The 26,232-nt window shown below is 70.2% G+C and carries 23 protein-coding genes; 12 read left to right on the top strand and 11 right to left on the bottom strand.

Annotation, left to right across the window (positions count from 1 at the left end):
• The first annotated feature begins 54 nt into the window (after positions 1-54).
• Entirely contained in the window at positions 55-1,692 is a 1,638-nt protein-coding gene (locus ACQ4L4_RS21915; RefSeq protein WP_431100963.1) for a peptide chain release factor 3, read from the top strand.
• Positions 1,693-1,839: 147 nt separating this feature from the next.
• On the top strand, positions 1,840-2,661 hold the full coding sequence (locus tag ACQ4L4_RS21910; protein ID WP_431100962.1) for a substrate-binding periplasmic protein: 822 nt from the start codon (positions 1,840-1,842) through the stop codon (positions 2,659-2,661).
• Here the strand turns inward: ACQ4L4_RS21910 and ACQ4L4_RS21905 are convergent.
• Positions 2,612-3,694, bottom strand: coding sequence for an NAD-dependent epimerase/dehydratase family protein (locus tag ACQ4L4_RS21905; RefSeq protein WP_431104990.1), 1,083 nt, complete (start codon positions 3,692-3,694; stop codon positions 2,612-2,614). The genes ACQ4L4_RS21910 and ACQ4L4_RS21905 overlap by 50 nt on opposite strands.
• Positions 3,695-3,846: 152 nt before the next feature.
• Between ACQ4L4_RS21905 and ACQ4L4_RS21900 the strand changes: the two genes are divergently transcribed.
• On the top strand, positions 3,847-4,845 hold the full coding sequence (locus ACQ4L4_RS21900; protein ID WP_431100961.1) for a LysR family transcriptional regulator: 999 nt from the start codon (positions 3,847-3,849) through the stop codon (positions 4,843-4,845).
• Here ACQ4L4_RS21900 and ACQ4L4_RS21895 read toward each other — a convergent pair whose 3' ends face one another.
• Entirely contained in the window at positions 4,846-5,799 is a 954-nt protein-coding gene (locus ACQ4L4_RS21895) for an MBL fold metallo-hydrolase (RefSeq protein WP_377158759.1), read from the bottom strand.
• 433 nt (positions 5,800-6,232) lie between these two features.
• Here ACQ4L4_RS21895 and ACQ4L4_RS21890 point away from each other — a divergent pair, with 433 nt between their 5' ends.
• From ACQ4L4_RS21890 to ubiA, 6 genes are all read left to right on the top strand, one after another.
• Positions 6,233-7,006: an ABC transporter ATP-binding protein gene (locus ACQ4L4_RS21890; protein WP_431100960.1), complete on the top strand. Its 774-nt coding sequence runs from the start codon at positions 6,233-6,235 to the stop codon at positions 7,004-7,006.
• 106 nt (positions 7,007-7,112) lie between these two features.
• Positions 7,113-7,820, top strand: a complete 708-nt coding sequence (locus ACQ4L4_RS21885) for an ABC transporter ATP-binding protein (RefSeq protein WP_431100959.1) — start codon at positions 7,113-7,115, stop codon at positions 7,818-7,820.
• Positions 7,821-7,937: 117 nt separating this feature from the next.
• The gene (locus ACQ4L4_RS21880; protein WP_431100958.1) at positions 7,938-9,146 is read left to right on the top strand and encodes an ABC transporter substrate-binding protein; all 1,209 of its coding nucleotides are present in this window, start codon (positions 7,938-7,940) and stop codon (positions 9,144-9,146) included.
• Between the two features lie 20 nt (positions 9,147-9,166).
• The gene (locus ACQ4L4_RS21875; RefSeq protein WP_431100957.1) at positions 9,167-10,054 is read left to right on the top strand and encodes a branched-chain amino acid ABC transporter permease; all 888 of its coding nucleotides are present in this window, start codon (positions 9,167-9,169) and stop codon (positions 10,052-10,054) included.
• Positions 10,051-11,025 (top strand): branched-chain amino acid ABC transporter permease, encoded by a 975-nt coding sequence (locus tag ACQ4L4_RS21870; protein WP_431100956.1) that lies wholly within the window; start codon positions 10,051-10,053, stop codon positions 11,023-11,025. The genes ACQ4L4_RS21875 and ACQ4L4_RS21870 overlap by 4 nt, the downstream gene beginning before the upstream one ends.
• 88 nt (positions 11,026-11,113) lie before the next feature.
• The gene (gene ubiA, locus ACQ4L4_RS21865; RefSeq protein WP_431100955.1) at positions 11,114-12,040 is read left to right on the top strand and encodes a 4-hydroxybenzoate octaprenyltransferase; all 927 of its coding nucleotides are present in this window, start codon (positions 11,114-11,116) and stop codon (positions 12,038-12,040) included.
• Positions 12,041-12,085: 45 nt separating this feature from the next.
• Here ubiA and ACQ4L4_RS21860 read toward each other — a convergent pair whose 3' ends face one another.
• The 7 genes from ACQ4L4_RS21860 to ACQ4L4_RS21830 all read right to left on the bottom strand — a co-directional run bounded on the left by ACQ4L4_RS21860 (position 12,086) and on the right by ACQ4L4_RS21830 (position 18,648).
• The gene (locus tag ACQ4L4_RS21860) at positions 12,086-13,324 is read right to left on the bottom strand and encodes an AAA family ATPase (protein WP_431100954.1); all 1,239 of its coding nucleotides are present in this window, start codon (positions 13,322-13,324) and stop codon (positions 12,086-12,088) included.
• A gap of 49 nt (positions 13,325-13,373) precedes the next feature.
• A complete protein-coding gene (locus ACQ4L4_RS21855) occupies positions 13,374-14,288 on the bottom strand; it encodes a tetratricopeptide repeat protein (RefSeq protein ID WP_431100953.1) in 915 nt (304 codons plus the stop codon).
• A complete protein-coding gene (locus ACQ4L4_RS21850; RefSeq protein WP_431100952.1) occupies positions 14,288-14,767 on the bottom strand; it encodes a hypothetical protein in 480 nt (159 codons plus the stop codon). Before ACQ4L4_RS21850 ends, ACQ4L4_RS21855 begins: the two co-directional genes overlap by 1 nt.
• Before the next feature lie 165 nt (positions 14,768-14,932).
• A complete protein-coding gene (locus ACQ4L4_RS21845) occupies positions 14,933-15,547 on the bottom strand; it encodes a DUF4337 domain-containing protein (protein ID WP_431100951.1) in 615 nt (204 codons plus the stop codon).
• Positions 15,548-15,699: 152 nt separating this feature from the next.
• Positions 15,700-16,260: a chorismate--pyruvate lyase family protein gene (locus tag ACQ4L4_RS21840; protein WP_431100950.1), complete on the bottom strand. Its 561-nt coding sequence runs from the start codon at positions 16,258-16,260 to the stop codon at positions 15,700-15,702.
• An 80-nt stretch (positions 16,261-16,340) separates the two neighbouring features.
• Complete coding sequence (gene proC / locus ACQ4L4_RS21835) at positions 16,341-17,156, bottom strand: pyrroline-5-carboxylate reductase (protein WP_431100949.1); 816 nt, start codon at positions 17,154-17,156, stop codon at positions 16,341-16,343.
• Positions 17,157-17,208: 52 nt separating this feature from the next.
• Positions 17,209-18,648: a PLP-dependent aminotransferase family protein gene (locus tag ACQ4L4_RS21830; protein WP_431100948.1), complete on the bottom strand. Its 1,440-nt coding sequence runs from the start codon at positions 18,646-18,648 to the stop codon at positions 17,209-17,211.
• A 132-nt stretch (positions 18,649-18,780) separates the two neighbouring features.
• On the opposite strand from ACQ4L4_RS21830, the gene ACQ4L4_RS21825 reads away from it, so the two are divergent.
• Positions 18,781-19,230: a hypothetical protein gene (locus tag ACQ4L4_RS21825; RefSeq protein ID WP_431100947.1), complete on the top strand. Its 450-nt coding sequence runs from the start codon at positions 18,781-18,783 to the stop codon at positions 19,228-19,230.
• On the opposite strand, the gene ACQ4L4_RS21820 is transcribed toward ACQ4L4_RS21825, so the two are convergent.
• A complete protein-coding gene (locus ACQ4L4_RS21820) occupies positions 19,178-22,765 on the bottom strand; it encodes an L-glutamate gamma-semialdehyde dehydrogenase (protein ID WP_431100946.1) in 3,588 nt (1,195 codons plus the stop codon). The two genes, ACQ4L4_RS21825 and ACQ4L4_RS21820, sit on opposite strands and share 53 nt — an antisense overlap.
• Positions 22,766-22,879: 114 nt before the next feature.
• On the opposite strand from ACQ4L4_RS21820, the gene ACQ4L4_RS21815 reads away from it, so the two are divergent.
• Entirely contained in the window at positions 22,880-23,350 is a 471-nt protein-coding gene (locus tag ACQ4L4_RS21815; protein ID WP_377158776.1) for an Lrp/AsnC ligand binding domain-containing protein, read from the top strand.
• 163 nt (positions 23,351-23,513) lie between these two features.
• Entirely contained in the window at positions 23,514-23,900 is a 387-nt protein-coding gene (locus ACQ4L4_RS21810; protein WP_431100945.1) for a hypothetical protein, read from the top strand.
• 27 nt (positions 23,901-23,927) lie between these two features.
• On the opposite strand, the gene ACQ4L4_RS21805 is transcribed toward ACQ4L4_RS21810, so the two are convergent.
• Positions 23,928-26,231, bottom strand: a complete 2,304-nt coding sequence (locus ACQ4L4_RS21805) for a sensor domain-containing protein (protein ID WP_431100944.1) — start codon at positions 26,229-26,231, stop codon at positions 23,928-23,930.
• Position 26,232: the final 1 nt, after the last annotated feature.

Below are 26,232 nucleotides of genomic sequence, written 5' to 3'. Positions count from 1 at the left end.
GGTCAAAGAAGGAAGACTGCCCGATAATCGCGGGTTCGCCGCCCCACAGCCGCCATGTCCACCGACCCCTCCCGCATCCCCGCCGAAGTGCGCCGCCGCCGCACCTTCGCCATCATTTCCCACCCTGACGCGGGCAAGACCACGCTGACGGAGAAGCTGCTGCTGTTCTCCGGCGCGATCCAGATCGCGGGCTCGGTGAAGGCGCGCAAGGCCTCGCGGCATGCGACGTCCGACTGGATGGAGATCGAGAAGCAGCGCGGCATCTCGGTGGCCTCGTCGGTGATGCAGATGGAGTACCGCGACTGCGTGATCAACCTGCTGGACACCCCCGGTCACCAGGACTTCTCGGAAGACACGTACCGCGTGCTGACCGCCGTCGATGCGGCGCTGATGGTGATCGACGCGGCCAACGGCGTCGAGCCGCAGACCCGCCGGCTGATCCAGGTCTGCCGCGCGCGCAACACGCCGATCCTGACCTTCGTCAACAAGATGGACCGCGAGGTCCAGGAGCCGCTGGCGCTGATGGACGAGATCGAGCGCGAGCTGGGCATGACGGTGGTCCCGTTCACCTGGCCGGTGGGCATGGGCAAGCACTTCCACGGCGTGATGGACCTGCGTCAGCAGCGCATGCGCGTCTTCGCGCCCGGCGAGGACCGCGCCGCCGGCACCGAGGAGGTTCTGGACGGGTTGGACAACCCGGCCTATGCCGAGCGCTTCGGCATGCAGTACGACAACGCGCAGGGCGAGATCGAGCTGGTCAACGAGGCCGCGCCGGCCTTCGACGAGGCGGCCTTCCTCGCCGGCCAGCAGACGCCGATGTTCTTCGGTTCCGCGGTCAACAACTTCGGCGTGCAGGAAGTGCTGGACGCGCTGGTCGAGCTGGCCCCCGCGCCGGCCGAGCGCGCCGCGATGCAGCGCGTCGTGCAGCCGGAGGAGCCCAAGTTCACCGGCGTCGTCTTCAAGATCCAGGCCAACATGGACCCGGCGCACCGCGACCGCATCGCCTTCCTGCGCGTGGCCTCGGGCCACTTCGAGCGCGGCATGCGTCTGAAGGTCGTGCGTTCCGGCAAGGAGCTGCGTCCCAACACGGTGGTGAGCTTCCTGTCGCAGCGCCGCGAGCTGCTGGACGAGGCTTTCGCCGGCGACATCATCGGCATCCCCAACCACGGCGTGCTGCAGCTCGGCGACACGATCACCGAGGGCGAGGCGCTGCAGTACACCGGCCTGCCCTTCTTCGCGCCGGAAATGTTCCGGTCCGTGGAAGTGGCGGACCCGCTCAAGACCAAGCAGTTGCGCGAAGGTCTGCGCCAGCTCGGCGAGGAAGGCGCGATCCAGGTCTTCCGCCCCGAGGCCGGCAGCGTGCTGCTGCTGGGCGCGGTCGGCCAGCTGCAGTTCGAGGTCGTCGCACACCGCCTGGAGCATGAATACGGCGTCAAGGCCCGCGTCATGCCGGCGCGCTACAACGTCGCGCGCTGGGTCACCTGCGACGAGGCCGACGGCGGCGAGAAGGAACTGCGCCGCTTCATCGACCACAACGCGCATCGCGTCGCGTGGGATGCGGTGAACGCGCCGACGGTGCTGCTCGAGTACGCCGGCGAGCTCCGCGCCATGCAGGAGAATTGGCCCAAGATCAAGTTCCACGCGCTGCGCGAGCACGCGGGCCTGGTCTTCCAGAAGCAGATGGACGCCTGAGGTTCACGACCCGTCGGCGAACGGATCGGATCAGGAAACGGACCAGGGGTCAGGTCTTTCGTCCGCCGTCCGGGTGTCGTGACCTTGTTGGCGTTTATGCAACGACATCGTTGTCGGCCTGTCATCGCCCCTTCCTACACTGCCGCGATGCCCCACGAGATCCAGCCCCTGCCGGAGCGCCGTCTGTGCTGCCTCCTGCTGGCGGCGGGACTGCTGCCGGGCGCGCTGCCCGCGGCGCTGGCGGCGCCCGCGGCCCGCGCGCGGACGATCGCGGGCACGGCGGCGGGGCCGACCGAACTGGTCGCGTTCACCGAGAACCTGCCGCCCCTGAACTACACCGAGGGCGGCACGGCGCGCGGCTTCAGCACCGAACTCCTGACGTTGACGGCGGCCGAGGCCGGTCTGCCCTTGCGCGTCCAGGTGCTGCCGTGGCAACGGTCGGTGCAGGAGGCCGGGCGGCACCCGGACAGCGTGCTGTTCTCGCTGACGCGCACGCCCGAGCGCGAGACCCAGTACCGCTGGGTCGGACCCATCAGCCCGCGACGCATCCTCGTCTATCGGCTGAGCCACCGCACCGACGTGCGCCCCGCCAGCCTCAAGCAGCTCAACGGCTTGCGTCTGGGCGTGTCGCGTGATTCGGCCGCCGCGAAGCACCTGATCGCTGAAGGACTGCGGCCCGAGGCCGAGTTGGAACTCGGCCTCGACGACGCCACCAACCTGCGCAAGCTGCTGGCCGGTCGCATGGACCTGATCGTGCTGCTGGACTGGGCCGCGGCCTGGCACCTGCGCGAGCTGAAGCTGCCCTACGCGACGCTTGCGCCCGTGCTGCCGATGGACGTCGACAAGTCCTACTGGTACGGGCTGCCGGCGGACAGCGATCCGGTCCTTGCGCGACGCCTGCAGGCCGCGCTGGACCGCCTCAGGCGGGATGGGCGCTACGAGCGCCTGCGGCAGCACTACTTCGATTGAGCGCCGCGGCGCCGGCCGTCCCTGCCGCGACAGGCGCGGCGGGCAGGCAGCCCAGCGCTTCCAGCGTGCGCTCGATCGCCACATCGAGCGGCGTGTGCGGCACGCCGCCATCCCTGGCCAGTTCGGCCGCGAGGCGCGCCTCGTCCATGCGCAGCGGCTCGCGCCACAGGTAGCGCATCTCGGCCAGCTCGCGGAACAGCGGCACCACCGGCTGGGCCAGCCGCACCGCCCACCACGGGAAGCGGGTGACCCGCGGCTGCTGGCCGGTGCGCCGCAGGACGACGCGGCGGATCGCCTCCGCCATCTGGCGTCCGTCGGCATCCCAATGGCCGGCGAAATGGAAGCGGGCGAAGGCCGGCAGCGTGTCGCAGCGCTCGATCAGCGCCGCCATGGCCGTCGCGACGTCGGGCAGATAGGCCCATTGATGGCCCACATCGTCCGTGCCCGCCTGCTGGATCCGCGTCACCGGCTGGCCCGGCGTCACGAGCCCTTGCGAGAACCAGCTGTTGACCGCGCCGGGGCCGAAGAAGTCGCCGGCCCGGAGCACGATGGCCCGGAAGTCGCCCCGCTCGGCGCCTTCCTGCAGGCGGCGTTCCATCTCGACGCGGATCGCGCCCTTGCGCGTCAGCGGGCGCTGCGGCGAGTCTTCGACCGGGTGCGGCATCGCGTCGGGCCCGAAGTTGTAGACAGTGCCGGGCAGCACGACGGTCGCGCCCCGGGCCGACGCGGCGGCGATGGTGTTGTCGAGCATCGGCAGCACCAGCTCGTTCCAGCGACGGTAGCCGGGCGGGTTCACGGCGTGGACGATCACGCTGCAGCCCGCCGCGGCGCGCCGGACGTCCTCGGCCTCCAGCGCATCGCCGCGCAGCCACTGCAGGCCGTCACGGTGTTCCGATTCGCTGGCCAGTCCGCGCTTGAGCGCGCGCACCGTCCAGCCCGCGTCGCGCAGGGCCTTGGCCACCGCGCCGCCGACACCGCCGCTCGCGCCGAGCACCAGTGCCGTCCGCCGCGCCACCGCCGTCATCGCGGCCAGCACACCGATCGCATCCATCGAAGTCATCGCATCCATCGTCTGCTCCTGTTGGACCGCGCCGGTCCTGTTGGGTGAAGGCATGGGACGGATTCTGGAAAAGAGCGGCTTTCCTGAAAATTACCGAGCATCGACAGGCGGCTATACATTTCTGCATGGCTTCGAAGACTTACTCGCGGGCGACGGATAGCCCCTCTCCTGCCAGCTCCACCGACGCCGCCGACTCCGCCGGCGCGTCCAGTTCCGGCATCGCCTGGGAGTGGTATCGCTCTTTCCTGGGCGTGCTGCGGGAGGGCTCGCTGTCCGGGGCGGCGCGGGCGCTGGACCTGACCCAGCCGACGGTGGGCCGGCACGTGACGGCGCTCGAGGCGCGGGTGGGGCAGTCGCTCTTCGTGCGGACGCCCGCCGGCCTGCTGCCGACCGAGGCGGCGCTGGCGCTGCGGCCTTACGCCGAGGCGATGGACAGCACGGCGGCGGCGCTGGAGCGCACCGCGCGCAGCCACGGCGACGGCGTGCGGGGCATCGTGCGCGTGACCGCGAGCGAGGTCATCGGCGTGGAGGTGCTGCCGCCGCTGATTGCCGAATTGCGCGAGCGCCACCCGGCGCTGATCGTCGAACTGGTGCTGAGCAACCGCGTGCAGGATCTGCTGAGACGCGAAGCCGACATCGCGATCCGCATGACGCCGCCGAAGCAGGAGCAGCTGATCGCGCGGCGCGTCGGCGTGATCGAGGTCGGTCTGCATGCGCACGAGCGCTACCTGGCGGCGCATGGGACGCCGGGCTCGATGAAGGCGCTGGTCGCGGACGGCCACGCGCTGATCGGCTACGACCAGCCGGCGCCCTACGTCCGCGAACTGGCGCGGCGCTATCCGGTGATGGACCGCGAGCACTTCGCGCTGCGCGCGGACAGCGACCTGGCGCAACTCGCGCTGATCCGGGCGGGCGCCGGACTCGGGCTGTGCCAGGTCGCGCTCGCGAAGCGCGATCCGGCGCTGCATCGCGTGCTCGAGGACGAACTCGGCATACCGCTGGAGACCTGGGTCACGATGCACGAGGACTTGCGGGACAGTCCACGATGCCGGGCGGTGTTCGACGTGCTGGTGGCCGGCCTCGAACGTCATGTCGAGGCCGGCGGCGGCGCCGCGCTCAGCTGATCACGGCTTGATGCTGTAGTTCGCCGGCACCCAGCGATAGCCTTTGCCGTCCGCGGCCACGTGGCCGAGGCCCGGGAAGGACACGTGCGCGATCGCGACCCAGTAGCCGTTCTTCGCCGCGTCCGCGTAGGCCTTCTGGCGCTGCGGCATCGCCAGCTTCGAGTCGCTGTCGAAGTTGATCGTCACCGTCGGATCCGGGAACTGCACCGCCGCGACGTGCATCAGGTCGCCCCACACCGCCAGCTTCTGGCCCTGGCTCTCCACCATGTAGACCGTGTGCCCCGGCGTGTGGCCGTAGGCCGCGTGCGTGCGGATGCCCGGCACCAGCTCGGTCTCGCCGCTGAACGGCTTCAGGCGGCCCGCGTCCTGGTACGGCTTCAACGCCGCGATCGCCGCGCCGAAGAAGTCCTTGTGGCCGGGCGCGGCCTTCGCGGCGTTCGCCGCATTCAGCCAGTAGTCGGCATCGTGCTGGTCCATCCGCACCACGGCGTTCGGAAACACCGCCTGGCCGTCCTTCGTCAGGCCGGCCGCGTGATCCGGATGCAGGTGGGTGATGTAGACCTCGTCGACCTGCTCCGGCTGGTAGCCCGCCGCCTTCAGGTTGGCCAGCAGCTTGCCCGTCGTCGGACCGAACGCGCCGTTGGCGCCGGTGTCGATCAGCACCAGCTTGGTGCCGGTGTTGATCAGGTAGCCGTTGATCGATGTCTCCACCGGCGGCTTCAGGGCGTTCTTCGCCAGCGCCTTCACCACCGTGCCGGGCTTGGCCTTGTCCATCAGCTGGTCGACCGGCAGATCGACCGTGCCGTCGCTCAAGGCGGTGATCTCGAAGTCGCCGAGCATCAGCCGGTAGTAGCCCGGCGCCTGTGTCTTCACCTGCGGCGCGGCCGCCTGCACGCCAGCGGCGGCCAGTGCGAGCGCCAGTCCCAGCGCGGCGAATTTTCCGGAACGGATCATGGGGAATCTCCTGTGCATGTGATGCGTGTGTGGGGCGTGATGAGTGTGTTCCAAGCGATGCGTGCGTTGTTGGAACCGCTGTGTTCGAACTGGCGCGCAGCATAGCCACGCCGCGCGCCCGCCACCCTCCCCGTTCGGAAGAAGCACCCTTCCCCCGCAGGAGATTCCGGTGACACGCGCTCTTCAGGACGGCGTTGTGGCATGTCCTGGCCCCTTCTGGAAATCGCCCCGGCGACGCTGCACGTCAGCCTCGTGAAAGACGCGTGCGGCGTCATGTGGAACCCCCGCGTCGCCGCGACCACGGAGGCCCGAGGGTTAGCCCTTGCGCAATGCTGCTTAAAGGGTTTTACGCTGTCGACGGGACCTCGCCGGGGCCCTAAATTCCTGGCTCCACTACAGAGGCACCGGACCACCGGCGCCCACCCTTGCGCCGATGAGCAACCTCATCCTGGAGACACGCAAACTGACCAAGGAGTTCAAGGGCTTCACCGCCGTGGACTCGGTCGACCTGCAAGTGCAGCGCGGGCATATCCACGCGCTGATCGGCCCCAACGGCGCCGGCAAGACGACCTGCTTCAACCTGCTCACGAAGTTCCTGACGCCGACCCGCGGCCAGATCCTTTTCAACGGCCACGACATCACCGGCGAGAAGCCCGCGCAGATCGCCCGGCGCGGGGTGATCCGGTCGTTCCAGATCAGCGCGGTGTTCCCGCACCTGACGGTGCTGGAGAACGTGCGCATCGGCCTGCAGCGCTTCACCGGCACGAGCTACCACTTCTGGAAGGGCCTCGGCGGCCTGTCCAGGCTGGACGGTCGGGCGCTCGAGCTGCTGGAACTCGTCGACCTGCGCGACATGGCCGCGCTGCGCGCCGCCGACCTGCCCTACGGCCGCAAGCGCGCGCTGGAGATCGCCACGACCATGGCGATGGAACCTGAACTGATGCTGCTGGACGAACCCACGCAGGGCATGGGCCACGAGGACGTGGACCGCGTCACCGCGCTGATCAAGCGCGTGGCCGAAGGACGGACCGTGCTGATGGTGGAACACAACATGAAGGTGATCAGCAGCATCGCCGACCGCATCACCGTGCTGGCCCGCGGCGCCGTGCTGGCTGAAGGCGATTACGCCACCGTGTCCCGCCATCCGAAGGTGCTGGAGGCCTACATGGGCTCCGAGGCCACCGAGCTGCAAGGAGCACATGCATGAAGCCGACGTGCCGTTGCCGCTCGGCGTGCGCCGCGCCGGGCCGCCCCAAGCAAGCACGCGTCCCCGCGGGGGACCGGCCGATGCTTGCATCGGACGAGGGGCTCCAATGAACGCGCTGGAGATCAAGGGACTTCAGGCCTGGTACGGCGAGAGCCACATCCTCCACGGCATCGACCTGGCGATCCCGCAGGGTCAGGTCTTGACGCTGCTGGGCCGCAACGGCGCCGGCCGCACGACGACGCTGCGCGCCATCATGGGCCTGACCGACCGCCGCAGCGGCTCGATCAAGGTCCACGGCCAGGAGAGCGTGACGCTGCCCACGCACCGCATCGCGCGACTCGGCCTGGGCTACTGCCCGGAAGAGCGCGGCATCTTCGCGTCGCTCAGCACCGAGGAGAACCTGCGCCTGCCGCCCGTGTTCAAGGGCGGCCGCGGCAAGGTCATGTCCGAGGACGAGATCTACGCGATGTTCCCCAACCTCGCCGAGCGTCGCCACAGCCCGGGCACCCGGCTGTCCGGCGGCGAGCAGCAGATGCTGGCCGTGGCCCGCATCCTGCGCACCGGCGCGGACATCCTGCTGCTGGACGAGATCTCCGAGGGCCTGGCCCCGGTCATCGTCCAGGCGCTGGCCCGCATGATCACTGCGCTGAAGGCGCAGGGCTTCACCATCGTGATGGTGGAGCAGAACTTCCGGTTCGCCGCGCCGCTGGCGGACCACTTCGTCGTGATGGAACACGGCCAGGTGGTCGAGTCCTTCAGCGCCGCGCAGCTCGACAGCAAGCGCGCGCTGCTCGACGAGCTGCTGAGCGTGTGACGGACGCGCGCCGCCTCCGTCACGCACGATCCCGACAGCCGACATTTCCACGATTCCGAGCTTCGAGTCTGAAACCCGCATGGGCCCGTTGAGGCCGTTAGAACAAGGAGACAAGCGATGAAGACGACCCTCAAGACCGTTGCCCTGGCCTCGGTGCTGGCCTGCGGCAGCCTCGGCGCGCAGGCGCAGATTTCCGGCGATACCGTCAAGATCGGCATCATCACCGACATGTCCAGCGTCTACGCCGACATCGACGGCGCCGGCGGCGTGGAGGCGATCCGCATGGCCATCGCCGACGCGAAGGGCATGGCCGCCGGCAAGAAGATCGAACTGGTCTTCGCCGACCATCAGAACAAGGCCGACGTCGCCGCCTCCAAGGCGCGCGAGTGGTTCGACACGCAAGGCCTGGACCTGCTGATCGGCGGCACCAACTCCGGCACCAGCCTGGCGATGGCCAAGGTCGCGGCGGAGAAGAAGAAGCCCTTCATCTCGATCGGCGCCGGCACCTCGCGCCTGACCAACGAGGAATGCACGCCCTACACCATCCACTACGCCTACGACACGGTGGCCCTGGCCAACGGCACCGGCGCGGCGGTGACCAAGTCCGGCGGCAAGACCTGGTTCTTCCTGACGGCGGACTACGCCTTCGGCACCTCGCTGCAGTCCGACACGTCGGCGGTGGTGACGAAATCCGGCGGCCAGGTGCTGGGCGCGGTGAAGCATCCGCTGAACGCGAGCGACTTCTCCTCCTTCCTGCTGCAGGCGCAGAGCTCCAAGGCGCAGATCCTGGGCCTGGCCAACGCGGGCGGCGACACCATCAACGCGGTGAAGGCGGCCAACGAGTTCGGCATCACCAAGACGATGAAGCTGGCCGGCCTGCTGATGTTCATCAACGACGTGCACTCGCTGGGTCTGAAGACCACCGAAGGCATGTACCTGACCGACAGCTGGTACTGGAACCAGAGCCCCGAGGCGCGCGCCTGGGCGCGCCGCTTCTTCGAGAAGATGAAGCGCATGCCCTCGTCGCTGCAGGCGGCGGACTACTCGGCGGTGTCGCATTACCTGAAGGCGGTCGAGGCGATCAAGTCCGACGACGGCGACAAGGTCGTCGCGCAGATGAAGGCCACGCCGATCAACGACTTCTACACGAAGGGCACGATCCGCAAGGAAGACGGCCGCGGCGTGCACGACATGTTCCTGCTGCAGGTGAAGTCGCAGAAGGAATCCACCGAGCCGTGGGACTACTTCAAGGTGGTGACCCGCATCGCGGGCGACGACGCGTTCACCAAGCTGGCCGACTCCAAGTGCCCGCTGGTCAAGAAGTGAGCTGAGGCCGGAGACACCGCATGACCGACTTCTTTGGCGTCCCGTTGCCGGCGCTGCTGGGCCAGCTCCTGCTGGGGCTGGTGAACGGGTCCTTCTACGCGATGCTGTCGCTCGGGCTTGCGGTGATCTTCGGCATGCTGAACATCATCAACTTCGCCCACGGCGCGCTCTACATGATGGGCGCGTTCCTGGCGTGGATGGGGCTGGAGTACTTCGGCATCAACTACTGGGCGATGCTGCTGATCGCGCCGCTGATCGTGGGCGTGTTCGGGCTCGTCATCGAGCGGCTGCTGCTGCAGTGGCTCTACAAGCTGGACCACCTCTACGGCCTGCTGCTGACCTTCGGGCTGACGCTGGTGATCGAGGGCGTGTTCCGCTCCTTCTTCGGCGTCGGCGGGCAGCCGTACGCGGCGCCGGAGGCGCTGTCGGGCGCGACCAACCTGGGCTTCATGATCCTGCCGAACTACCGGGCGTGGGTGGTGGTGGCCTCGCTGGTGGTGTGCCTGGGCGTGTGGGTGCTGATCGAGAAGACCTCGCTGGGCGCGACGCTGCGCGCCGGCACCGAGAACCCGAAGCTGGTGCAGGCCTTCGGCGTCAACGTGCCGCGGCTGGTGTCGCTGACCTACGCCGGCGGCGTGGCGCTGGCCGGCTTCGCCGGGGTGCTGGCGGCGCCGATCCTGCAGGTCAACGCGCTGATGGGCTCCAACCTGATCATCGTGGTCTTCGCGGTGGTGGTGATCGGCGGCATGGGCTCGATCCTGGGGTCGATCCTCACCGGCCTCGGGCTGGGCGTCGTCGAGGGCCTGACCAAGGTCTTCTATCCGGAGGCGTCCAACACCGTGGTGTTCGTCGTCATGGCCCTGGTCCTGCTGGTGCGTCCCGCCGGCCTGTTCGGCAAAGAGAAATGAACAAGAAACCGCTGGGCTACGTGGCCCTGTTCATCGCCATCGCGCTGCTGCCCTTCCTGGGCGTGTATCCGATCTTCGCGATGAAGGTGATGTGCTACGCGCTGTTCGCGTGCGCCTTCAACCTGCTGATCGGCTTCACGGGGCTGCTGAGCTTCGGCCACGCGGCCTTCCTGGGCGCGGCGGCCTACGGCGCCGGGCATGCGCTGAAGGTCTGGGGCTTCCCGCCGCTGGTCGGCATCGCGTTCGGCACGCTGATGGCGGCGCTGGCGGGGTTGGTGTTCGGGCTGCTGGCGATCCGCCGGTCGGGGATCTATTTCTCGATGATCACGCTGGCGCTGGCGCAGATGCTGTTCTTCTACTTCCTGCAGGCGCCGTTCACCGGCGGCGAGGACGGCCTGCAGTCGGTGCCGCGCGGCAGCCTGCTGGGCATCAACCTGGAGAACGACAGCGCGCTGTACTACCTGGTGCTGGCGATCTTCGTCTTCGGGTTCTGGTTGATCTACCGGACGGTGCATTCGCCGTTCGGGCAGGTGCTGACCTCGATCCGCGAGAACGAGGCGCGCGCGACCTCGCTGGGCTACGACGCGGCGCGGTTCAAGCTGATGGCCTTCGTGCTGTCGGCGGCGCTGGCCGGGCTGGCGGGCGCGACCAAGACCCTGGTGCTGGGCTTCGCGACGCTGACCGACGCGATCTGGACGACCTCCGGCCTGGTGATCCTGATGACGCTGGTGGGCGGCATGGGGACGATGGTGGGGCCGATCGTCGGGGCGCTGGTGATCATCGCCCTGGAGAACAAGATCGGCGATCTGGGACAGTGGCTGGCCAACCTGACCGGCATCCAGTGGTTCGGCGGCCTGGGCGAATCGGTCAGCCTGGTCACCGGGCTGATCTTCATCGTCTGCGTGCTGGCGTTCCGGCGCGGGCTGGTGGGCGAGGCGGGGGCCTTGTGGGAGCGGGTCCGGAAGACCTGAACGCTTGACTGTCCGCGACGGGCATGGCCGCGCGCATGGTGACGAACTGGAGCGCACCGGGCATCGTCACGGCGCGACAATGAGCGTCATGACCTCCGCAGCCCCCGCTCCCGCCGCGCCGTCGCGTCTGTCGCTGTACCTGAACCTGATCCGCTGGGACCGCCCGGCGGGCACCTACCTGCTGCTGTGGCCGACGCTGGCCGCGCTGTGGATGGCCACCGACGGCTGGGCCGGCTGGCCGGGATGGCACCTGCTCCTGGTCTTCTGCCTCGGCACCTTCCTCATGCGCAGCGCCGGCTGCGCGGTCAACGACGTCGCCGATCGCGACTTCGACAAGCACGTCAAACGGACCGCCCAGCGCCCTGTCACCTCGGGCCAGGTCTCCGTCAAGGAGGCCCTGGTGCTCGGCGCCGTCCTGGCGCTGATCGCCTTCGCGCTCGTGCTGACGACCAATCCGCCGACCATCATGCTGTCCTTCGCCGCGCTCGCGGTGACGGTCCTCTACCCCTTCACCAAGCGCTGGGTGTCGATGCCGCAGGCGGTGCTGGGCGTCGCCTTCTCCTTCGGCATCCCGATGGCCTTCTCCGCCGCGCAGGGCGGGCGCGAATGGGGATGGCACGCGATCTCAGCCTCGGTCCCGGTCGAGGCATGGGGGCTGCTGGTCGCCAACCTGTTCTGGGTGCTGGCCTACGACACCGAGTACGCGATGGTCGACCGCGACGACGACATCCGCATCGGCATCAAGACCTCCGCGCTGACGCTGGGCCGCTTCGACGTCATCGGCGTGATGGCGTTCTACGTCGCGTTCCTCACCCTGTGGGCCGCGCTGGGACTGCGGCTGGGCATGGGCCACTGGTTCCTGGCCGGTCTCGCGGTCGCGGCGGCACAGGTCGTCTGGCACTACACGCTGATCAAGGACCGCAGCCGCGAGGGCTGCTTCAAGGCCTTCCGCGAGAACCACTGGGTCGGCTTCGCGATCTTCGCCGGCACCGCGGCCGACCTGGCCCTGCGCTGAGACAAGGCCGGCAAGGGCGCCGAGGGCCCTCGCAGGCCCTCGTGTTCACAGCATCCGGTGCTGCTTCAGGTAGGCGCCGACGTCGCGATAACTCGCGTCCTCGCCAGCGTACTTGACCACGTTGCGCACCGTGCGCAGCCACTCCAGCGTCGACGGCTGCTGCGTCTGCAGCGCGGCATCGAAGTCCGCCATGCGCAGCCCCCGCTCGTCGCCCGCCAGACCGTCCAGCACCGCCGACTCCTTGGCCAGGTCGATCAGGCCGTCGATGTCCGCGCCCGAGCAATGCGGCGTGCGCGCCGCCAGTGCCGCGAGGTCGAGCGACTCCACCGGCACGCCGGTGAGCTTGATGCGCAGCATCTCCTCGCGCGCCGGCGCGTCCGGCGGCGGCACGAAGACCTGCCGCGCGAAGCGGCCCGGCCGCTTCATCGCATCGTCCACGTCCCAGGGCATGTTGGTCGCGGCCAGCACCAGCACGCCCTGGTTGTTCTTGCCCAGGCCGTCGAGCTGCGTCAGGAACTCGTTGACCACGGTCCGCGTGCTCGCGCTCGACGACTTGGACCGCGCATAGGCCAGCGCGTCGAGCTCGTCGAAGAACAGCACGCACGGCGTCTGGCTGCGCGCCCGCTCGAACATCGCGGCCAGGTTGCGCTCGCTCTCGCCCTGCCACATCGTCAGCACGTCGGACACGCCGACGGAGATGAACTCCGCATTGCATTCGTTGGCCACGGCGCGCGCCAGCAAGGTCTTGCCGCAGCCGGGCGGGCCATAGAGCAGGATGCCGCCGCCGCTGTTCATGCGGAAGCGCTGGAAGAGCCCGGGCTTGAGGAAGGGCTCGATGATCTTGAGCCGGATGGTCTTCTTCAGCGCCTCCATGCCGACGATGCTGGAGAAGCGCACCTTGTCCTCGGGCACCTGCTGGATCGCGGCGAGCTTCGCGGACTGGCCGCCGCCGACCAGCTGCAGCCGCGGCGCCTCGGCCGCCGGCACTTCGCCGCGCGCCGGATGGGCATGCGCGGCGAGATCCTCCAGCGCCGCCTCCGGCTCGAAGCCGGGCGCGCGGCGCGCGCGCAGGTACAGGTCCAGCGCGGCGGCGGGCTCGCTCTCCAGCCGGCACAGCGCCTGGATCACCAGGGCCGCCGCCTCGTCGGGCCGCTGCTGGGCCAGGAGGCCGGCCTGGACCTCAGCCTCATCGATGCGGCGCGCGTCCAGCAGCGCGCGCGCATAACGGGCGCGCAGCCCATGATCGAAGGGCGCCTTCAGCAGCGCCTGTTCAAGTTCCTGCATGGCAATGAATCCGGAATTCCGAGATGAGACGAAGCGCGGCGATGGCCGCTCAGCGGGCCGCCAGACGACGCACCAGGGGCGGAGCGATCCAGCTGTAGACCGCATAGACCAACCAGCAGATCCAGAAGGTCGCCGCCCACTCCGGCGCCTGCCGCTCCAGCAGCCGGCCGATGGCGACCGCCGCGACCCACAGGCCGACCGAGGCCTGCCAGCCCCAGCGCTGCAGCGGCCACAACGGCCGCAGCGCCCAATGGGCCTCGCCGGCGAGCGCCTTCACGCGCTGCAGCGCGAAGGGATCGTCGGGCTGCGCTCGCAGGAGTTCCTTGGACAGGCGGTAGGCCTCGCGGATGCGACCGCGGTCGATCAGCGCGTTGATGACCAGGGACAGCGTCTCGCGGCTGCCGGGATCCTCGACGAGCAGGCGCCGCATCGCCGCCGTGTCACCGCGCCGGCCGTCGACCAGGTCGCAGAGCGCGGCGGCCTGCAGTGCGCCGTGGCTGTCCGGAGCCAGGCGCAGCGCTTCCGCCACCAGGCCGCGCGCCTTGTCCACCTGCAACGCTCTCAGCATCAGCCGCGCGTAGGACGTGTAGAACCCGGGCGCGCCCGGGAACTCGCGGATCAGGGCGAGGATCACCGCTTCGGCCTCCGCCGCCTCGTCCATGTCGGCGAGGACGTGGAACAGCAGATACCGGCCCTCGAAATGCGACGGGTCCTTGGCCAGGACGCCGCGCACCAGGTGCAGCGCCTCGTCGTTGTCGTTCTGCGCGAAACGCGTGCGGGCCAGCTCCGTCAGCAGGGTCAGGTCCTCGGGTTCGAGCGCGAGTCCCTGGCGCAGCACGGTTTCGGCCTCGCGCCAGCGGCGGCGCTCGATCAGCAGTTCGGCGCGCTCGATCAGCGCCTCGACGCCGAGCGGCTCTTGGGTGGCGGGACGCAGGGCGGAGACGTCCGGATCGACGGGTTCCATCAGGACATCCTCATGACGGCGTTGAACAGGTAGGACAGACCCGCCGCGACCACCACCATCGCCAGGCACGCGGCGAAGGCGCCTTCGACGCGCAGGCCCATCAGGTCCGCGGCGCGGCGCTGACGATGGTGGCGATGGATGGCCGCCAGCGCGGCCAGCGACGTGCACAGCGTGGTCCAGGTGCCTGGACCGCTGCGGCCCAGCAGATCGACGAGCCAGGCGCGCAACGGCGCGCCGGCGGTGATCTGGGGCAGGAAGACCGCACCGATCAGGATGCCGGTCAGCACGATGAGGAACACCGCATCCTGACGCCAGCGGCGCAGGCGATGGATGCTGCCGACGAAGCAGAACACCAACCCCAGCGGACCGCCGAAGACACCGGTGAGGAACTGGGCGCTGGCGGAAAACGGCGCGCGGGCGGGGGGTTCGGCGTGGTCCAGGCTGGGCTGGAGAAGCCGCTCGATCGAGGCATCGGACATGGCTGGAGACTTGTTCTCGTGTGAGCGCCGGCGTCCTCCCTGGACCGCCTTCGACGGGCGCGGGCGCGATTGTGCCCGGCCTCGCGGCGCATCCGCACCGGCGCCGACCCTCATGGGCGATCAGGACACCAGGGTCCGCGCGCTCAGCCCCTCATCCCCGGGGACTCACGACAGCCACTGCACGATCGCGTCCGGATGAAGCGGCCAGCCGCCGAGCCCCGCCAGCCCCATCAGCACGCCGAAGACCGTCGGCACCATCGCCGCGGCGTACAGCCACCACAGCTGGGTCAGCGCGGTCACCGCCAGCATCGCGATCGCGATGGCCAGCAGCGCATCGGACAGGTCGAACTGGTCGTCCCGGTAGTTGAGCGCGTCGTAGCGTTGCTGGTCAGCCTCCGCCTGCTTGCGCAGCTCGTCCTTCTTGGCGGCCTGGTCGGCGGCAAGCGTCTCGTAGTGCGCGATCGCCGCCCGGTAGCCGTCGGCGGCCGAGGCCGGCGCGCCGATCGCCTGCAGCTTCAGCTGCGTCAGCGCGGCCTTGGCGACCTCCTCCCGCGCGTTGCGCGCCTGGTAGAAGGCCCAGTGGTCGATCTTGTCCGCCTGCGCCTGCTGCATGCCCTGGCCGATGTTGTCGTCCTTGATCTTGCACAGGCCCATGAAGGTCGCCAGCAGCGCCACGGTCAGCGCGACCGCCACGTTCAGCCGCGACTGCGGCGGCGAAATCTCCGTCCGCTCGTGGGCCTGGCGGGCGGTCTCGATCAGTTCGTCGGGGTCGATGTCCATGGGCGGCACGGTCTTCAACAAAGGCCGCAGCAGCATACCGAGCGAAGCTGAGCGGGACCTGTACGCCCGCTGAGCGCTCGCTGAGCGCTCGCTGAGCCCTCGCTGAGCCCTCGCTGAGCCCTCGCTGAGCCCTCAACGGCGGGCTCTGCCCATCAGCGGCGAGGCCTCGACTTGCGCCGCAGCGGCCCGGGATCGCGCAGTGCGACGTCGGGCACGAACATTTCCATCACCCGCAGCTGCTGTCCGTGGCGGGTGAACACCGAATTGCGCGACCACTGCATCGACGCCGGTGCCTCGGCTCCCGTGGCTGCCAGCCATTGGCGCTGCATCTGGCGATGCGTCGCACCGTGCCGCGTGACGCGGCGCGGTTGCAGCTCGCTGCGATGGATGCGGGGATCGTCGTAGAGCAGATGGCCGAGCGGCCGGCTGCCCAGTCCCTTCAACGCCTTCCAGGGACCAGCCACCGCGTGACCGTGCACCGCCGACCGCGCCCACACGAGCGGTTGACCGTCGACGCGCAGCAGCACTTCGCGCACGAGCGTCAGCCCCCGCCTCGGCAGGCCGAGCGCGGCGCGCTCCTGCGGACGCAGCGGCGCGGTCGTCTGGCGCAGCACCTGCACCTCATAGCGGCCACCGGTCGCGGCCAGGCGCTTGCTCAGCGAGCCCGGCGCGCGCAACCACGCGCGCAGGCCCCAGCGATCGGCGATCCCCATCGGTTGCAACAGCTCTCGGGTTTCAGGTGGTCGGCGGCAGGTCGGCGAATCGTCGGGAGACGATCGTGAAACGCCGGGTGTCAGGCACGGCCGAACTCGTCGCCCAGCTCGCCCGCGCGCCGGTGCGCGGCCTTCACGGCGCGCTCGACCGCCTCGCCGACGCCGTCGGCCTGCAGGCTGGTGATCGCGGCGTGCGTGGTACCGCCCTTCGATGTCACCTTCTCGCGCAGCGCGGTCGGCGAGTCGCTGGACTGCAGCGCCAGCGCCGCGGCGCCGCCACAGGTGGCCAGCGCGAGTTCACGCGCCTTGGCCTCGTCCAGGCCCAGCGCGCGCGCCGCCGCGACCATGTGCTCGACCAGGAAGAAGAAGTAGGCCGGCCCCGAGCCCGACAGCGCGGTGACCGTGTCGAGGTCGCCCTCGTTGTCGACCCAGACCGTCCGGCCGGTGGGCTGAAGCAGTTGCTCGACCAGGGCGCGATCGTCGGCCGTGACGGCGGCGCTCGCGCAGAGGCCGGTGATCCCCTGCCCGATCAGCGCCGGCGTGTTGGGCATGCCGCGCACGACGCGCGCGGCGCCGGTCGCACGCGCGATCGCGTCACTGCGCAGACCCGCCATCACCGACAACTGCAGCGCACTTGCAACGTGCGGCGCCACCGGGACGGCGGCTTCCTGGAACAGCTGCGGCTTGACCGCCCAGACCACGGCGCGGGCCCGCGACAGCGAGGCATCCGCCGCGGCGAGCGGCCGGATGCCGAAGTCGGCGGCGAGACGCTCGCGCTGCGCCTCGAAGGGCTCGACCACCAGCAGGTCCTCGGCCGGAAAACCGGCCCGGCGCAGGCCGCCGACGATGGCGCTGGCCATGTTGCCGCCGCCGATGAATGCGATGCAGGAATTCATGGGCGGGCAGTGTAGTCCCGCCTCATGGCGGGTGCGCCCTGGATCCGGGCGTTCAACGCGCTCTCAACATCGACGTGCAGAGCTCGCCCAGCGTCGCGATCGCGCGCCGTTGCGCGTCGTCCATCGGATTGCCGGCGTTGATGCGGATGAAGTTGTCGAAGCGCTCGGAGTTCGAGTACATCAGCCCCGGCCCCAGCCGGATGCCCTTCTCCAGCGCCGCGTCGAACAGCGCGAGCGAGGACAGGCCGTCGGGCAGCTCGACCCACAGGCTCGGCCCGCCCGGCGGCAGGCTGAGCCGGGTGCCGGCCGGCAATTCGTCGGACAACGCCGCCACCATCTGCTCGCGCTGCGTGGCGAGCTTCGCCCGCAGCGCGCGCAGGTGGCGCTCGATCTGGCCGCCGGCCAGGAACTCCGCCAGGATGGCCTGGCCGAGCATCTCGTTGGGCCGGCTCTGCGCGTACTTGAGGATCTCCACGCGCGGCTGCCAGCGCCCCGCCGCGATCCAGCCCACGCGCATGCCGGGCGCCAGCGTCTTGTGCAGCGACGAGCAGAAGATCACCCGCCCCGTCGTGTCCCAGGACTTGATCGCGCGCTGCGGCGTGTCGCACAGCAGCGCGTAGGTGTCGTCCTCGATGAGGGCGAGATCGCGGGCCTCGCAGACCGCCAGCAGCGCCTGCTTGGCATCGTCCGGCATCACCGCACCGAGCGGGTTCTGCAGGTTGGGCACGACGACCACCGCCTTGAGCCGGGGCTCATGCATCGCGGCGGCCTCGAAGGCTTCGACGGACAGGCCCGTGTGCGGACTGGTCGGGATCTCCAGCGCGCGCAGGCCCAGGCTCTCGAGCAGCTGCAGCAGGCCGTAGTAGGTCGGCGACTCGACCGCCACCGCGTCCCCCGGCGTCGTCACCGCGCGCAGCGCGATGCCGAGCGCCTCGGTGCATCCGTGGGTGATCACGAGCTGCGACGGGTCGAGCTGGATCTGTGCGTTCAGCGCCAGGCGCGACAGGCCCTGGCGCAGCGCGAGCAGGCCCTGCGGATCGGGCTGGATGCCGAGGATCTCGGGCCGGCGGCGCAGCAGCCGCTGGCCGTGCAGGGCCAGCGCGCGGGTCGGATACAGCGACGCATGCGCGCAGGCGCCGGACAGGTTGACCTCGGGCTTCGCGGCGATGCCGCGGGTGAGGATCTCGGAGATGCGCTCGTGCACGCCGACGAAACGCGCCGGATCGGCCTGCGTCTGGCGCGGCTCGGCGGCGCGCGCCAGCCGGTTCGGGCGCGGCGGCCTCACGAAATAGCCGGCGCGTTGACGGGCCTGCAGCAGGCCCTGGCTTTCAAGCAGACGGCAGGCCTGCAGCGCGGTGCTCAGGCTCACGCGGTGCAGACCCATCAGCGTGCGCACCGACGGCATCCGGCTCCCCGGCGGCATCGTGCCGGCCGCGATGGCCTGGCGGTAATGCGCGGCGACCTGCGCGTACAGAGGGTCCGAAGCGTCCATGCCGGCGATTCTGCGCCCGCAGGCGCGCGCGACACCGGAACAGCCGGCGCCCCGTCGATACGGAACAGGCCGGCGGCGATGGCTGTTATGCAGAACAAAGGGCGCCGCTGTGCCTGTCGCACCGCGTCGCCGATGGGAACACTGGACACCCATCCCACCGAGGCGCCTTCGGGCGACGCCGTCATGTTCCTCGCCGCCGTCCTGAGATCCTTGCCCATCCCCTGGCCTTGGCAGGCCACGCCATCGCACACCCTGCCCGCGCTGGCCGTGCCCACCCGCGTGCGGCAGCCTTCGACGGCGCCGCAGGAACTCCGGCTGGTCGCCGGTCAGTCGCTGATGCTGAAGCTCGCACGAGGCACCGTGATGCACGTGCAGGCGGGCGTCGTCGATGTCGAGGACGCGCCCGCGCTCTGGGCTGACCAGTGCTGGCCGCAGGCGCGCCGCTTCCGGAGCGGCGAGGTCTGGGTCGTGCCGCGCACCGGCTGGTGGCGGCTGGAGGGCCGGGTCTCGCGCGACCCGGCCTGCCGGATCAGTGCACGCCCGCCAGCAGCGCGGCGTTCCCGCCCGCGGCCGCCGTATTGATCGTCAGCGTCTGCTCCGCGACGAGGCGGTAGAGCTGGCGCGCATCGGCCAGCTCGACCATCGGCACGACCGGCAGGATCGCGCCATCACGGCCCGCCAGTTCGCGCTGCACCGGCACCTGCAGCGCCGCCGGCGCGATGACGCCCGCCAGTCGCGTCGCGCGCAGCACCGCTCCCAGTTGGTCCGCTGGCAGCAGCTGCATCGCGGCCGCAGTCACGCCGCCGCGCATCAGCGCCGTGCGCAGGTCCTGCGCCACGTCGCCGCCGCCGACGATCGCCACCGCGTTGCCTGCCACCAGCGCCGCACCGAGCGCACGCGCCAGCTCCTCCTGCGACGCGCCCTGCGCCAGCACCGCGATCACGCCGCGGCCGTGCAGGCGCAGTTCGTTGCTCTCGCCGGTCGGGCCGGGCAGCTTCACGTCGACCAGCGAGCGCCGGGCGCCCGCGGCCAGCGTGCGCCAGGCCCCGGCGACCACCGGCGACTGGCCGGCCGCGGAGCGTTCCAGCGCCGTCGCGCGCTCGTCGACCGGGCGCTCGGCCCAGGCCTCGTGCGCGGTGAACAGCGGCGACAGGTCCGCGCCCGCGCCGGTCGTCGACAGCGCCGGCGCGTCGGCTGGCGCTTCCACCTTCGGCTGTGCGACGAAGCGCAGCAGGTAGTGCGGACCACCCGCTTTCGGACCGGTGCCGGACATGCCTTCGCCGCCGAACGGCTGCACGCCGACCACTGCACCGATGATGTTGCGGTTCACGTAGACGTTGCCGATGCGCGCTTCCGACGCAAGCCGCAGCGCCCGGCTGTCGATGCGGGTCTGGATGCCCAGCGTCAGGCCGTAGCCCAGCGCGTTGATCTCGCGCACGACGCCGTCGACGTCGCCGCTCCAGCGCACCACGTGCAGCACCGGACCGAAGATCTCCTTCTTCAGCGAGGCGATCGTCGGCAGCTCGACCGCCACCGGCGGCAGCAGGCGCGGGCAGCCGTCGGCCGGCACCGCCTCGGCGATCAGCGTCGCTTCGCGCTTGAGGCGCTGGACGTCCCTGGACACGCCTTCGAAGGCCTCGTCGTCGATCAGCGGGCCGACATCGGTCGCCAGGTCCGCGGTATCGCCGACACGCAGTTCCTTGACCGCGCCGCGCAGCATCTCGATGACGCCGTCGGCGACCGCCTCGTGCACCGCCAGCAGTCGCAGCGCCGAGCAGCGCTGACCCGCGCTGCGGAAGGCCGATTGCACGACGGCATCGATGACCTGCTCCGGCAGCGCCGTCGAGTCCACGATCATCGCGTTCAGGCCGCCGGTCTCGGCGATCAGCGGCAGCGCCGCGGCACCGGGCTTGGCCGCGAGCTGACGGTTGATGATCTGCGCCACCTGCGTGGAGCCGGTGAAGCACACGCCCGCCGTCTGCGGCGCGGCCACCAGGCGCGCGCCGACGGTCTCGCCGCGGCCGTGCACCAGTTGCACCGCGTCGACGGGAACACCCGCCGCGTGCAGCAACGCGACGCACTCGCGGGCGACGGCCGGGGTCTGCTCCGCCGGCTTCGCGGCGACCGCGTTGCCCGCGGCCAGCGCCGCGACCACCTGGCCGGCGAAGATCGCCAGCGGGAAGTTCCACGGCGAGATGCAGACGAACACGCCGCGCCCGTTCAACGCGACGCCGTCCGCCGCCAGGCGCTCGGCCTCGTCGGCGTAGTAGCGCAGGAAGTCGATGGCCTCGCGCACTTCGCTGATCGCGTCGCCCAGGCTCTTGTAGGCCTCCTTGACCAGCAGCGCGCAGTACTGCGGCAGTTGCGCCTGCAGCGCGTCGGCGGCGCGGCGCAGCACGGCGGCGCGCTCGCTCACCGGCGTCGCGTTCCAGCCGGCGAAGCCGCCTTGCAGCCGCGCCATCGCGGCGTCGACCTCCTCCGGCGAGGCCTCGACCATCACCGGTACCGTGCACTGCGCCAGCGCATCCAGCAGCGTCTGACGCTGCTCGGGCACGGCGAGGTCCAGGCCCGACGAGTTGTCGCGGCCACGGCCCGCCGCGTCGCGGTACAGGGCGATCGGCAGCGGCAGCGAGGCCTCGTCGCGGATCTCGGTCATCGGCGACGCCAGCAGCTCTTCCGGCGCGACGGTCGGATCGGCCAGCTGGTGCACGAAGGACGAGTTGGCGCCGTTCTCCAGCAGGCGACGGACCAGATAGGCGAGCAGGTCACGGTGCTCGCCCACCGGCGCGTAGACGCGGCAGGGGATCGAGCCGTCCTTCAGCACTTCCCGATAGACGCCCTCGCCCATGCCGTGCAGGCGCTGCATCTCGAACTTCGCGCCCAGCGAGCGCGCCATCTGCAGGATGGCGGCGATGGTGCCGGCGTTGTGGCTCGCGAACTGCGGATAGATGACGTCGTGATGCCGCAGCAGCGCCTGCGCGCAGGCCAGGTAGGAGACGTCGGTATGCGGCTTGTGCGTGTAGACCGGGTAGAACGGCAGGCCCTGCTCCTGGGCGCGCTTGATCTCGCCGTCCCAGTAGGCGCCCTTCACGAGGCGCACCATGAATTTCAGGCCGTGCTGGCGGGCGATCGCGGCGACCGCCTCCACGACGTCGCGGGCCCGCGTCTGGTACGCCTGCACCGCGAGGCCGAAACCGCGCCATTGCGGGAAGTGCGTCGCGATGCGCGCGGCCAGGGCGTCCAGCAACTCCAGCGAGATCTCGAGCCGGTCGACTTCCTCGGCGTCGATCGTCAGGTTGATGTTGGCCTGCGCAGCCTTCTCGACGAGCTGCCACACGCGCGGCAGCAGCTCGGCGTAGACGCGCTCGCGCTGCAGGACCTCGTAGCGGGAGAACAGCGCCGACAGCTTGATCGAGATGCCGTCGCTGCCTTCGGGCGACTCCGCCTTGCGGCCCGCGGCGATGGCGGCGATCGCGTTCAGGTACGAGGCCTGGTAGCGCTCGGCGTCGCGCTCGGTACGGGCGCCTTCGCCGAGCATGTCGTAGGAGAAGCGCAACTGGGCCTGCACCTTGCGCGCGGCATCAGCCTCCTTCATCGCTTCCTGGATGTTCCGACCCAGCACGAACTGGCGACCCAGCAGCTGGATCGCGCGCACCGTCGCGGCGACCACCGTCTGCGCGCCGAGGCGCTTCATCAGGCCGGAGTCGGCCTCCGCGTCCGGCAGGAATTTCTTGGACAACGAGATCGCGCTCGCCGCCAGACCGGCCAGCATCTTGTGCGGGCCGTCGGAGGCGCCGTCGAAGTCGGCGCGGCCCAGTTGGTCGGCGGTCAGCGCGATGGCGGTCTCGGCGTCCGGCACGCGCAGCAGCGCTTCGGCCAGGCGCATCAGCGCCAGGCCTTCGGCGCTGGTGATCGGGTACTCGCGCAGCAGCGATTCCATCGCCCAGAACGGCGCCGGATTCCCGCGCACCTGCTGCACCCAGGGGCGCGCCTGGTCGACGATCGCCTGCCAGTTCAGCGCCTGCATTTCCGCGGCCAGGGCGCGCACCAGCGGCAGCTCCTCGCGATACGGGTCCGGCAGGCGGGAGGTTTCCGGCGGGAGGGGGAAGGCGGTCATAGAATCCTCGGATGTTCGTGCGAGGGGCGCTCCCCTAGCGAATGGCGGGAGTTTAGGAAGTAACGCGCCGAATTACTCACCAATGTTGTCGACCTTCGCCGGATGGAATCCAGCATGAGCAGCCTTGAAGACCTGGACAAGATCGATCGCCGCATCCTGGGGCTGCTGCAGCAGGACGGCCGCATCAGCAACCTGAAGCTGGCCGAGGAGGTGCAGATGTCCGCGACGGCGGTGCTGGAGCGCGTCCGGCGCCTCACCCGCGACGGCTTCATCCTCGGCTACGAGGCGCGGCTGAACCCGGCCAAGCTGGGCGCGCAGATGCTGGTGTTCATCGAGATCCTGCTCGACCGCACGGTGCACGACGTCATGGACAACTTCCGCGCCGCCGTGCAGGCCCGGCCGGAGATCCTGGAATGCCACCTGGTGGCGGGCGGCTTCGACTACCTGCTCAAGACCCGGGTGTCCGACATGACCGCCTACCGGGAGTTCATCGGGGCGGTGATCTGGACCCTGCCCGGCGTCCGCGAGACGCGGACCTACGCGGTCATGGAAGAGGTGAAGAACACCACCGCGCTGCCGCTGTGAACGGGATCGCGCTGTCCCTGTGAACTGCACACACCGCCGACAGTTGCAAGCGAATTCAAGGGGGAGATGTCCTCCCCCTTCAGCCCCTCCATCTGCGGGCTGACGGTCGGGCTGCGACAGGATCACCATGGAGTGCCTCTCCCGTGATTCCGAGGTTTCCGAGATGAAGTACCGGCCCTCCCAGACCCCGTCCCAGCTCCCGCGCGCCGCGTCCAGGCCGTTCGTGGGCGCCGGCGGCCCAGACAGCGAGCTGCCCAGCCACTACGGCGACAGCCGGTTCAGCCATGGCGACAGTCGCTACTCCGACAGCGGCAGCAGCTTCGGCGATTCCGACTTCGGCGCGGAACCACCGCCACGGCGAACGCTCGCCGGACCGGTGGAAAGCTGGCATGACTCCAGTTTCATCCTGCGCCGCGGCCTCGAGGTCCGCGAAGTCAGCGCCAAGGAATGGCGCGTGTGGGCGGAAGCGCCCGCAGCGCCCGCAGCGCCCTTTGCGACCGCCGCGCCAGCGACGCCGCGACGTCGGATGAATGGCGATGGCGACGCGTGATCGGGCCTCGGCCCGCAAACAAGGCGATCAGGCCAGCTGCAGACGCTTGGGCGCGCGGCGCAGCGGCTCGGGCGGCGGCGTGACGACGAAGTCCTCCGGCGGCATCGGGCGGCCGTAGTACCACCCCTGCGCCCAGTCGCAGCCCTCGCGGCGCAACCACTCGGCCTGCTCGATCGTCTCGACGCCCTCGGCAAGCACGTCGAGGTTCAGGCTGCGCGCCAGCACGATGACCGTGCGGGCGATCGCGGCGACGTTGGCATCGCTGCTCAGCTCGTTGACGAAGCTGCGGTCGATCTTCAGCGTGCTGACCGGCATCCGCTTCAGGTAGGCCAGCGACGAGTAGCCGGTGCCGAAATCATCGATGGCGATGCGCACGCCGCGGTTGGAGATCCGCGTGAGCAGGCTGATGGCCTGCTCGGCGTCCTCGAGCAGGAGGCTCTCGGTGACCTCGAGCTCCAGCGCGCTCGGCGGGCAGCCGGTCTCGCCGAGGATGAAATCTAGCGTCTCGATGAAGTCCGGCTGGCGCAGCTGCCGCGCCGAGACGTTGACCGCGACCTGCTGCGGCTTGCCCTCCTGGCCCTGCCAGCGCGCCACCTGCGCGCAGGCCTGCTCCAGCACCCAGCGGCCGATGGGGATGATCAGGCCGGTCTCTTCGGCCAGCGGGATGAAGTCCGCCGGCGAGATCGGCCCGCGCGTCGGATGGCGCCAGCGCAGCAGCGCCTCCGCGCCGATCAGCGCGCCATCGCTCAGCCGCACCTGCGGCTGGTACTCGAGACGGAACTGCGCGGCCTCGTTGGCCTGCCGCAGTGCGTGCGTCAACTCGAAACGCTGCTGCACCGCCTGCGTCAGCTCCGGCCGGTAAGCCTGGACCGAACCGCGCGCGTGCAGCTTGGCGCGCACCATGGCGACCTCGGCGTTGCGCAGCAGCTCGTCGACGTGCGTGCCGTCGGCCGGGAACAGCGCCAGACCGATGCTGGCGCCGACGTTGAAGCGGTGATGGTCGATGATGATCGGCTCGTCCATCGCCTGGATCAGCCGGTCGCCGAGCCGCATCGCGGTCTCCTCGTCGACCAGGCCCGACAGCACGACCACGAATTCATCCGCGCCGACGCGCGCCACCGAGTCGCTCAAACGCGTCACGTTGGCGAAGCGCGCCGCCGCGGTCAGCAGCACCTGGTCGCCCGCGGCATGGCCGGCGATGTCGTTGACGTCGCGGAAACCGTCCAGGTCGATGTACAGCACGGCCACGCAGGTGTGTTCGCGCTGCGCGTTGCCGACCTGGCGCGAGATGCGATCGCGCAGCAGCGCCGCGTTGGGCAGACCCGTCAGGCTGTCGTGCAGCGACTGGTGCAGCAGCTCGGCCTCGGTCTGCTTGATGCGGGAGATGTCGGTCAGCACGCTGAGGTACTGCACCTGCTCCGGATCGCCCGACGGTGACGGCACCTTCACGAAGGTCGCCCACATCGGGATCGAGTCGCCGTTCTTGTGGCGCTCGGTGACCTCGCCGCTCCATTTGCCGCGGGTCTCGATGTCGGTCCACAGGGCGCGCAGCTTTTCGGGGTCCTGCTCGGCATCCCGCAGCAGCAACGGGCGCTTGCCCAGCAGCGTCTGCCGGTCGTGGCCGACCATCGCCACCAGGGCCGGGTTGACGTCGACGATGCGCAACTGGTGGTCGATGACCATGATGCCCTCGCCGCAGTGCTCGTACACGGTGGCGGCGCGGCGGGCGGCGTCGGTGGCCTGTTGCAGCTCGGTCACGTCGCGCGCGATGGCGACCTGGCCCAGGTACTGGTCGTCGTCGAACACGCGGGCACTGGAGACGTCCAGGCAGCGCGTCCCGCCGCCGGTCTCGCTGCCGTCGTCGCGCCAGGTCAGGAGGCGGCCGTCGGACTGCGTGTCCACCCAGCCCGGAGGATTGGGCAGGTCGGCGTCGCGGCGCCCGATCAGTTCCTGCTCGGTGAGGCCGACGGCCCGCTCGAAGGCCGGATTGCAGCCCTCATAGGCGCCGTTGGCGTCCTTGAAATACATCGGATCGGGAATCGCGTTCAGCAGCGCGCTGAGCCGGGCGCGCTCGCGGCGCACGCGTCTGAGTTCCTCCCGGCGACCCTGCAGACGGCCGCGCTGCTGCACGAACAGGCTGACCATCACGCCCAGCGTCAGGCCGCCGATCACGCAGCCGGCGCCCAGCCAGAACACGGTGGAACCGGAATCGATCCACGCCGGCAGATGCGCCGCCATCGACCGCGCCGCGGACGGCACCGCCGCGGGGACGGACGCGGACGCACCCGCCCACGCCGACGTGCTCAGGCACGCTGGCAGCAGCGCGGACACG

Origin of the sequence: Roseateles noduli, from assembly GCF_050626985.1 — a bacterium.
GTDB classification, from domain to species: Bacteria; Pseudomonadota; Gammaproteobacteria; order Burkholderiales; family Burkholderiaceae_C; genus Roseateles; species Roseateles noduli_A.
This window is presented reverse-complemented; position numbering and strand designations above follow the sequence as displayed.